Annotated in this window: 8 protein-coding genes; 3 read left to right on the forward strand and 5 right to left on the reverse strand. The window is 46.6% G+C overall.

All coding sequences use genetic code 11. The annotated features are described in order from the left end of the window. Positions 1-187: 187 nt before the first annotated feature. Positions 188-1,510 carry a response regulator gene (locus QUA88_RS28580; RefSeq protein WP_333234105.1) on the forward strand — a complete coding sequence of 441 codons (1,323 nt, stop codon included), beginning with the start codon at positions 188-190 and terminating at the stop codon, positions 1,508-1,510. A 341-nt stretch (positions 1,511-1,851) separates the two neighbouring features. Here QUA88_RS28580 and QUA88_RS28585 read toward each other — a convergent pair whose 3' ends face one another. Together QUA88_RS28585 and QUA88_RS28590 are read right to left on the reverse strand one after the other, a co-directional pair. Next, positions 1,852-2,391 (reverse strand): GIY-YIG nuclease family protein, encoded by a 540-nt coding sequence (locus QUA88_RS28585; protein WP_333056630.1) that lies wholly within the window; start codon positions 2,389-2,391, stop codon positions 1,852-1,854. A gap of 59 nt (positions 2,392-2,450) precedes the next feature. Next, on the reverse strand, positions 2,451-2,777 hold the full coding sequence (locus tag QUA88_RS28590; RefSeq protein ID WP_333056631.1) for a hypothetical protein: 327 nt from the start codon (positions 2,775-2,777) through the stop codon (positions 2,451-2,453). 366 nt (positions 2,778-3,143) lie between these two features. On the opposite strand from QUA88_RS28590, the gene QUA88_RS28595 reads away from it, so the two are divergent. Continuing rightward, positions 3,144-3,944, forward strand: coding sequence for a hypothetical protein (locus QUA88_RS28595; RefSeq protein ID WP_333275099.1), 801 nt, complete (start codon positions 3,144-3,146; stop codon positions 3,942-3,944). 93 nt (positions 3,945-4,037) lie between these two features. Here QUA88_RS28595 and QUA88_RS28600 read toward each other — a convergent pair whose 3' ends face one another. Together QUA88_RS28600 and QUA88_RS28605 are read right to left on the reverse strand one after the other, a co-directional pair. Then, positions 4,038-4,901, reverse strand: a complete 864-nt coding sequence (locus QUA88_RS28600) for a sulfite exporter TauE/SafE family protein (protein WP_333056634.1) — start codon at positions 4,899-4,901, stop codon at positions 4,038-4,040. 164 nt (positions 4,902-5,065) lie between these two features. Next, a complete protein-coding gene (locus tag QUA88_RS28605; protein ID WP_333056685.1) occupies positions 5,066-5,908 on the reverse strand; it encodes a pentapeptide repeat-containing protein in 843 nt (280 codons plus the stop codon). 291 nt (positions 5,909-6,199) lie between these two features. Here QUA88_RS28605 and ilvD point away from each other — a divergent pair, with 291 nt between their 5' ends. After that, positions 6,200-7,885 (forward strand): dihydroxy-acid dehydratase, encoded by a 1,686-nt coding sequence (gene ilvD, locus QUA88_RS28610; protein ID WP_333056635.1) that lies wholly within the window; start codon positions 6,200-6,202, stop codon positions 7,883-7,885. Between the two features lie 117 nt (positions 7,886-8,002). Here ilvD and QUA88_RS28615 read toward each other — a convergent pair whose 3' ends face one another. Further along, the gene (locus QUA88_RS28615; protein WP_333056636.1) at positions 8,003-8,533 is read right to left on the reverse strand and encodes a hypothetical protein; all 531 of its coding nucleotides are present in this window, start codon (positions 8,531-8,533) and stop codon (positions 8,003-8,005) included. Positions 8,534-9,369 lie beyond the last annotated feature (836 nt).

Genomic DNA, 9,369 nt, shown 5'->3' on the forward strand with positions numbered 1-9,369 from the left:
TCACTAACTCGCAGCGGAGTCAGGCTAACCGTCCCTGGATAGGAGAACCTATCCATTTAGGCTAAACGAATCGCACAAGAGAATTGATATTATACCCGGTTCGTAGTGAGTACGATCGTCCTTATAAAACCCCATCGGGCGATCGTACTCACTACAAACCTATAAAGGTTATTTTACCAAACTAGATATGAATTACGAACCAACTCCCGTCTTAAAAGGGAATATTTTAATTGTTGATGATATTCCGGCTAATTTGCAACTTTTAGCTCAAATACTCTCGCAGCAAGGGTACAAAACACGCACCGCACCCGACGGCAAACTAGCGCTGCGGTCGATCGAATTAACTCCTCCTGACTTGATTTTGCTCGACATCATGATGCCCGGTATGGACGGCTACCAAGTCTGCCAAGCATTGAAAGCTTCTCCCACAACCAAGGACATTCCAGTTATTTTTATCAGTGCTTTGAATGAAGTATTAGATAAAGTCAAAGCCTTTGAAGTTGGCGGTATAGATTATATCACAAAACCGTTTCACGAACAAGAAGTTCTCGCCCGCGTCTCAAATCAACTCGTGCAGCGCCAGTTGTTCCAGCAAACACAATCCTACGCCCAGCAACTCGAACAAACCGTAACTGAACTAAAGAAAACTCAAGCTCAGTTAATACAGAAGGAAAAAATGGCTTCTTTAGGTCAGCTAGCGGCAGGAATTGCTCACGAAATCAACAATCCCGTCAGCTTTATCTACGGCAATATTTCTCTAGCGGCGGAGTATGCGCGAGATTTGCTTCGCCTCGTCGAATTGTACCGACATTACTACCCCCACCCCGTTGCAGAAATTATCGGCGAATTGGATGAGATTCAACCCGAATTCATCGCAGAGGATTATCCAAAACTGCTGAATTCGATGACAGAGGGTGCTTCTCGGATTAGCGAAATTGTGATGTCTTTGCGGAAATTCACCCGCCTTGGCGAACAAAAGTACAAGCCAGTGGATATTCATGAAAGCATAGACAATACTTTAGTTATTTTGCAACATCGACTAAAGGGAACACACAAAGCTGGTGAGATAGAGGTCATTAAAGACTACAGCCAACTGCCAAGAGTCACCTGTTACGCCAGTGAGTTAAATCAGGTGTTCATGAACCTGCTAAGTAATGCTATTGATGCCCTGGAAAATCAATCGTCTCCCCGAAAAATTACCATCAGCACTTCAGTAGGTTTTGAGTCAGAAGCTGCGCTGCACAATCAAGATTCAATATTAGCCACTCACAACTATAAATCCGTTATTATTCACATTGCCGATAACGGTTGTGGGATGAGTGAGGAAGTGCGCCACCAGATATTTGACCCATTTTTTACTACGAAGCCTGTAGGCCGCGGTACTGGATTAGGGTTGGCAATCAGTCACGATATTGTAGTGGAAAAACATCGAGGTCAAATCAGTTGTATTTCTGCTCCGGGCCGAGGAACCGAGTTAATTTTGCAGATTCCGATATCTGTTAAATTTTAATACATTTCAACATTTTAAAATTTAACCGACCCAGAGAATATATGAGATAGATTGTACACGAGCATCTGTTTAAGGTAAAACCGATATTCCGTCAGTCCGTCAGGGGTTGAAACCCCTGCCTCAAAGTGAAAGTCCTCTAAAAGAGGACTGAATAATTTATTAAGCTGTTGGGCCTTTAAATTGTCTGTCAAAAAAAATCCAAGTCTTGTGGGGAGTAGGTGTTGGGCGTCCCGCCCGCCCAAAAATACAATCTAGATTCGTAACAGCTTAGTCCTCTTTTAGAGGACTTTCGCTATTAGACAGGGAATTCATTCCCTGGCGGACTGCCGGGTGAGCGGTATTTACTTTAAATCCAGCAATCCGCTAGTTTTCAGCTTGGGATTAAACCGGATTTCTTCTGTTACGCCGCGAGTTTTCAGCAGCGCGAAAATTTCATTTTCCACGCGCCGCGCGACATTTTTCAACAATTTATCTTTGGCAATTTCATCGGCGAAGATACCTTCATAATTTGCCGTTTCTTGGGCAGTCATTACAGTTTTTGTGTCGATGGGCTCGTTCCACTTGGCAGCATCGGCACCGTTACCTTGGGGTTGGGAACCGTTTTCGGCAATCCAACTTTCTCTAATGCTTTCTAGAATCGTGCGGCTGGGCTTGTCAATAGTTTGGACTTTCAGCCAGTAGCAATATTGGGTTTGGCGTACCAAATGCTGTTTGAGGCTGAGGTAAATGTCGCGAGAATAGCCGACAAATTGCAGGACTTTATCGCTGTCAAAAATTGCGTAAACGCCGATTTTTCCCTGGACAAAATCGGGCAATTTCCCCTCGGAGTCTATGTATGGAATGAATTCTAAGCTGGCGAGAGATTGAATGTCTTCTGTCATCCGATTTTAGATTTTAGATTTTAGATTTTAGATTAAACCACAGATGAACCAGCTTTTACCTAATTCTTAAAAACTCGATAGATTGCACAGAGGCGGCTGGGTTTAAATATTTTGGCTTGGAACATGAAATTAGGCGGGACGTTGACGATCGCAAAATCGCTCGATTGATGATACTTTTCAAATTCCGCAGGCATTCCCTTCGGCGTCTCGCTGCTGTAAGGGACTGGCTGAAACAGTAACTCGGCAAACTCAATGCGCGAGCATTGCAATTGTAGCGCTATTTGTTGGAGAAAGCTTTCACCGGTTAATAAACCGAACAGTGCTGTTTTAGCATCGGGTTCGAGGACAAAACTGCTATCGTAGCTTTCAATAATCTTAAGACCCATTTTCTGTATACTCCTGACAGACGGCGGTTAACGGTTATCGGTTAAGTGTTTTGAGCGATCGACTTAATCCTGAATTTTACCTGAGATTGACCGTTTTGAAGGCAGAAGGTCAATCGATTTTAGATTTTAGATTTTAGATTTTAGATTTTAGAATTGAAGCATTGACCCCACGGATAAATTCGGGGGCTCCTTTATCGGATACAGGTTTTTTATTTCTGGACGGATGAATCACGTGGCGGGTATCCTGGATGCTTTCGGTCAATGAAAATACCACAATCAGGAAATTTTGACCAATAGCCCTGATTTATTTGCCGATCGCTTTTATCATGTCGGTATTGCCATCTATCCGACTACCACTAAAAGGCTATGCAGAAGATTGAAAAAGCATCATTCCCAGCTTTGAGAAGTGCCCCGAACCAGCCGGACTGGCTAGAATTGGTAGAATACGCCTCTGTTGCTGGTTCCGCTATTGGCACGATTGCTGCAGGATTGTCGGGCCAAATTGTCTACGCTGCCGCCCCCTTAACCGCAGCACTATCGATAAATCTCGCCAATCGCCAGCGTTTCGAGCAACAAATGCAACAAAAGGCAAATTCTGCGATTACGGACGTACAGGCCGCAGTAGAACGTCGATCGCAACAAGTTCAGATACTACCTGGAGAACCTGCGGAACTCTACACCGCTGTCTCCGATTTGCAGCAAAAACTCCTGGGCTTGGAATCCGGCGTCATCGCCGAGGTACAAGCTGCCGTAGCCTCCCTCGAACGCCAAGCCCAGGCGCTGCCGGCTGATTCTCAGGAACTCTACACCACCCTGTCCGATTTGCAGCAAAAACTCCGCATTTTGGAAAATAGTGCCCTGAGAGAGCATGATTGGGAAAATGTCAACGTCCGATTTTTATTGATGGGCGAACAGTTAACTGAAGTTAAAACTATTACGGCTCAGTTACAGGAGCGATCGAACGAAGTAGACTTTGATACAATCCAAGGTTCTCTCCAGCAATTGCAGGACTTGCTCGATCGACCCACAATAGACACAGGGATGCTGCAAACCGAGATTCAGCAGTTGCAGCAGCAAGTGTCCGAATTGCAGAGACAAAATCAAGAAATTGTCAAGCCTTATTTGCAGCGTCTGACTCGCGCCGTGAAGAAACTATCAGCAAATTAGTCTTACTTATTCGTTTTTCGTAGGGTGCAGCGCGGGCATCTTCCCGCAGTCTTTTGTAGGGTGCGCCGGGCCGCGCACCTTACCAATGAGAAATTACCCGTTACTAAATTTTTGCCAAGCTTGCCAGAAAACATAAATCGATAACACTGCCAAGAGCGATCGAAAAGCTAAACTAACAATACGATCGGGCAATCTCGGCAAAAACCGCGTGCTCACCTGCGCGCCCAACAAACCGCCGCCGCCAAGAATTAACCCCACAACCCACAAAACATTCCCGCGCGCCGCGTGTCCCGCCGTCGCCGAAATTGCCGTGATGACGATGACGCCCAAGCTGGTTTGAATTGCGGTTTTAATGCTTTCTCCTAACAGCAAAATTTGCAGGGGAACCATAATTACGCCGCCGCCTACGCCGAACAAACCCGCTAATAAACCCGCCGCACTGCCGGTAGCAATTTTAGCAAAAGTTGGATGGAATAAAATATTGGAATTATTGGGTAATTCGTGATTAGTAATTGGTAATTGAGCATTTTCTCCTTGTCCCGCTTGTCCTCCCAGTTCCCCTTGTTCTAGTTCCGCTTTCTTCTTAGCTGTCAGGTGCTTGCGAACTTCAATCAAATAAATATTCAACCACAGCAACAACCCAAAAGTAAGTAACAGCAAGTAAGGCGGAAATATCCCCGCCAAATAAGCACCGATTTGTGCGGTGATGACGGCGGGAAATCCGATGCCTGCGACTTGACTCAAGTTGAGGTAGCCCATGCGCCAATTCTGGATGCTGCCAGAAATAGCTGTAATCACGATCGACAAACCGCTAGTAGCAACCGCTTGCACCGGAGCGTAATTGAGAGCCACCAGCAAAGGCACGAGCACCGTACCGCCGCCGATACCCAAAAATCCAGCTAGAATTCCGGCAAAAATTCCCGCCGCACCCAACATCAATAATTCAGTGATAGTCATTAGTCATTAGTCAGTAGTCATTAGTCATTAGTCAGTAGTCAGTAGTCAGTAGTCATTAGTCATTAGTCATTAGTCAGTAGTCAGTAGTCAGTAGTCATTAGTCATTAGTCATTAGTCAACAATCAACAATCAACAATCAACAGTCAACAGTCAACAATCAAATTTTAAGAATCATTAGTCGTGCCATCGGGCATAATTGCCCGCCTCAAATCTGCATCGCGGAAGTTAGTTCGATTGAGATTAGCATCAATCAAAACCGCTTCCACCAAAACAGCCCCGCTAAAATTAGACCAGCACAGCTTGGCACGGTACAAATTAGCACCGCTCAAATTAGCTCTTGCCAACGTTGACCAACTCACATTAGCAACTCTCAAATTAGCATTGCTCAGATTAGCGTCGGTGAGATTAGCTCCAACCATCGTTACTTGGCGCAAGTCTGCACCAGCCAAGTTTGCCCCGCTCACCATCGCCCCGCTGAGAATTGCCTGATTTAGGTTAGCTCTTTCTAAAAGCGACTCGCTGAGGATGGCATTTGTCAGGTTTACCGCTTTGAGAGTTGACCAACTCAAATTTGCCTTCATCAAATTAATGCGAATCATGCTAGCCTCGGTTAAGTTGGCCGCAAACAAATTCGCTTCGGTAAAGTTGGCTTCGGTCAAATTAGCTTCCGTCAAATTAGCCTTAGTCATGTTGACTTCTCTGGCCATTGAGCCGCGCAGGTTGGCTCCCATCAGGTTAGCCCCGCTGAGATTGGCACGGCTCAAATCGGTACCGATGAGATTTGCTTCGCTGAGGTTGGCTTCCGTCAAGTCCACCCCTGCCAATTTCACCTCGCGCAAGTTCGCTCCCGTCAGGTTAGCGCCTTTGAGGTTTGCGTCTTGGAAATTCGATCGGGTAAAGTTAGCCTCGCTGAGGTTTACCCCTTTTAAGTCTGCCCCGACGAGGTTAATCTCTCGAAAATTTCTTTCTCCGGCCGCATATTGCCTCAGAATTCGATCGGCCTCCATGTCATTCGCCTCGCAATTTTTTTTAAACGTTAGAGTGATGGGTGTTACCACATCATCCCAGATAACCACGGTATTCACTCTGCACGCTGTAGTATCTGTAGAATCTTTGCATTGCTTTCCGGGCACTGCGGTGCCACTGCCTCTTAAAAGGCCTGACAAATATGAACGCTTCTGAGAAAATTAAAAATAGCGTAAAACTCTCGGCACTGGGCAGTCAACAGCCAGCGGCAAAGAAAAACAGACAACAGACAACAGAACAACCGACAACTAACTGACAAAGGAAATTTTAAAATGCCTGAAAATTTGAGAAGCCAAGCTGTGACTGGAGGCGTGCAGCGCGCGCCCAACCGAGCAATGCTGCGGGCAGTCGGTTTTGGTGACGGCGATTTCACCAAGCCGATTGTGGGGATTGCCAACGGGTACAGCACGATTACGCCCTGCAACATGGGATTAAACGACCTCGCTTTGCGGGCTATTGCGGGTGCAAAGGAAGCTGGGGCGATGCCGCAGATGTTCGGTACGATTACTATCAGCGACGGAATCTCGATGGGAACAGAAGGGATGAAATATTCTCTGGTGTCGAGAGATGTGATTGCGGATTCCATCGAAACAGTTTGCAACGGCCAAAGTATGGACGGGGTGCTGGCTGTCGGCGGTTGCGATAAAAATATGCCGGGGGCGATGATTGCGATCGCCCGCATGAACATTCCTGCTATTTTTGTTTACGGCGGCACGATCAAACCAGGACACCACAACGGACGCGATTTAACCGTTGTCAGCGCTTTTGAAGCAGTCGGCCAATTCAGCGCGGGCAAAATTGACGAAACAGAACTCAATGCAGTCGAACAAAAAGCTTGTCCGGGTGCGGGTTCCTGTGGCGGAATGTTCACAGCAAATACCATGTCGAGCGCTTTTGAAGTGATGGGCATGAGTTTGCCTTATTCTTCGACAATGGCTGCTGAGGATGCCGAAAAAGCTGACAGCGCTGCCGAATCTGCAAAAGTGCTGGTGGAAGCTGTCCGCAAACAGTTGTTACCGAGCCAAATTTTGACACGCAAGGCCTTTGAAAATGCGATCGCCGTCATCATGGCAGTCGGCGGTTCAACCAACGCTGTGCTGCATTTATTAGCCATTTCCAATGCGATCGGCGTTGAACTGTCCCTCGACGATTTTGAAACTATTCGAGCAAAAGTACCAGTGCTGTGCGACCTCAAACCCAGCGGCAAATACGTAGCAACCGATTTGCACACAGCCGGCGGCATTCCTCAAGTAATGAAAATGCTGCTAGAACAGGGTTTGCTGCACGGCGACGCCCTGACAATTACCGGTCAAACTGTTGCCGAAGTGTTAGCAGATATTCCAGCCGAACCCCGCGCCGACCAAGATGTCATCCGCCCTTGGAACAACCCGCTTTACGCCCAAGGACATTTAGCAATTCTCAGGGGAAATCTGGCAACAGAAGGAGCCGTTGCTAAAATTACTGGCGTTAAAAAACCGCAAATTACCGGCCCGGCGCGGGTATTTGAATCTGAAGAAAATTGTTTGGATGCAATTTTAGCAGGCAAAATTCAAGCCGGAGATGTGATTATCATCCGCTACGAAGGGCCCAAAGGCGGGCCGGGAATGCGCGAAATGTTAGCACCAACTTCGGCAATTATTGGCGCAGGTTTAGGCGATTCTGTCGGGTTAATTACTGACGGCCGCTTCTCGGGCGGAACTTACGGCATGGTGGTCGGTCACGTTGCACCAGAAGCACAAGTAGGAGGCACAATTGCTCTGGTAAAAGAGGGCGATTCGATTACGATTGATGCTAACAATCGCTTGTTGCAGCTCAATGTTTCTGATGCAGAATTGGAGCAGCGGCGCGCTCTTTGGCAGCCTCCTAAACCTCGCTATACTAGGGGCGTTTTGGCTAAATATGCTAAGTTGGTTTCTTCTAGCAGTGTCGGTGCTGTGACTGATTTGGGTTTGGGTTAAACTAGGAATTTTTTTTAACCGCAGATGAAGCCAGATAAACGCAGAGGAACGCAGATAAAATCCTATCTGCGTTCCTCTGTGTCCATCCGCTGATATCTGCGGTTACAAAATCCCAAATTAACGGCGTTGATTCAAAAAGCGGCTAGCCATCGACATTGCGTCAGTAATATCTACGTCGCCATCTCCATCTGTATCTAAAAACGTATTCAAAACGGGATTTCCGCCCTGGGCTGGATTTTGGGCGTTGCCGCCGGTTTGTAGCAAATTCAGTATGAGCGGCACCAAAACAGGTATCATCGCCTGCACTGTGGTGTTATTCAAACCAGTTCTTTGGGCTATATCCGTCACTATCTGCGTGAGTTGGCCGGCTCCGAACAAACTCTGTACTGCTTGGGGATTGGGATTTGTACCGCTAAATTGGTTGACAACTTGTTGAGCTTGTGCGTCTCCTGACTGCGATCGCACGTTTTGCAATGCCGATCGCACGTATCCGCCCAAAACCGACATCGCCAACTGAGTCGTACCCGCATCGATGCCCTGGTTGCCGCTCAACTGCTCTACCGCACCGAGAATGTTGCCCAACTGATTGGGACTTGCTTGTTGGTTGGGATTGTCGATCGCGCTCAAAATTTGGTCAAATAGTCCCATAATTTTCGCTCCGTACAGTTGTTTCTCAACTTTAAATTATAGCAACTCCTGTTTTTCAAGATTACCGAAAATAGTTGGGATTTGGGTCTTATAGCAATCATAAATGATTTGTGTAATTCTTGTAGGGTTCTCCCCACGCCCGGTTGCCCCGATGCAGGCTGGGGTAGGCAAAGAAAGGCACTACCCCTACATATTTTTACAACTGATGCGAGGATTGCAATATAACTCATCTATTGGCGTAGCGACAGCCCTTCAAGAAGCAATCTCATACCATTTTAGATTTTAGATTTTAGATTTTAGATTTGGAATGAATTATGGCCTCAGAGTTGGGATCCCGGGCCTGCACTTGCCTTCTTTTTTGAAACTCGTTTCTCCTCTAACTTCTACTCCATGAATTACGGCGTAGGCGAGATATAGCAACCCTAAATCATTCGGGTAATTATTGTAGGGGCAATCCCACGCCCGGTTGCCCCGATAGATAGGGGGTAGGCAAAGAAAGGCACTACCTACAAATTTACATGAATCATTTAGGATTGCTATATAACTCCGCTTCAAACATTTGTGTCGCTAATTCATCTTTTTTAAGATGTTGCCACTTCCATTTAATTGGGTTCATTTGGGAACAATCTTCTGGCAACAAGAAGATATATGACCCCTGCTTCTCCCACTTTGACCCTAACTGTTGGACTTGCCTTAATCGGTGTATTAAGCCATTGTTTTGTAGGATTATACTGAGCGTCCAAAAGGTTTAACCTAGCCGGGAGCATCCCGATTTTGTAAAAGTGCTATCCAGAGAGGATAATAGGTAGAGCGTCAACGGAAGCGTGAACTGCATT

The sequence above is a fragment of the Microcoleus sp. D3_18_C2 genome (genome assembly GCF_036702395.1).
GTDB lineage: Bacteria > Cyanobacteriota > Cyanobacteriia > Cyanobacteriales > Microcoleaceae > Microcoleus.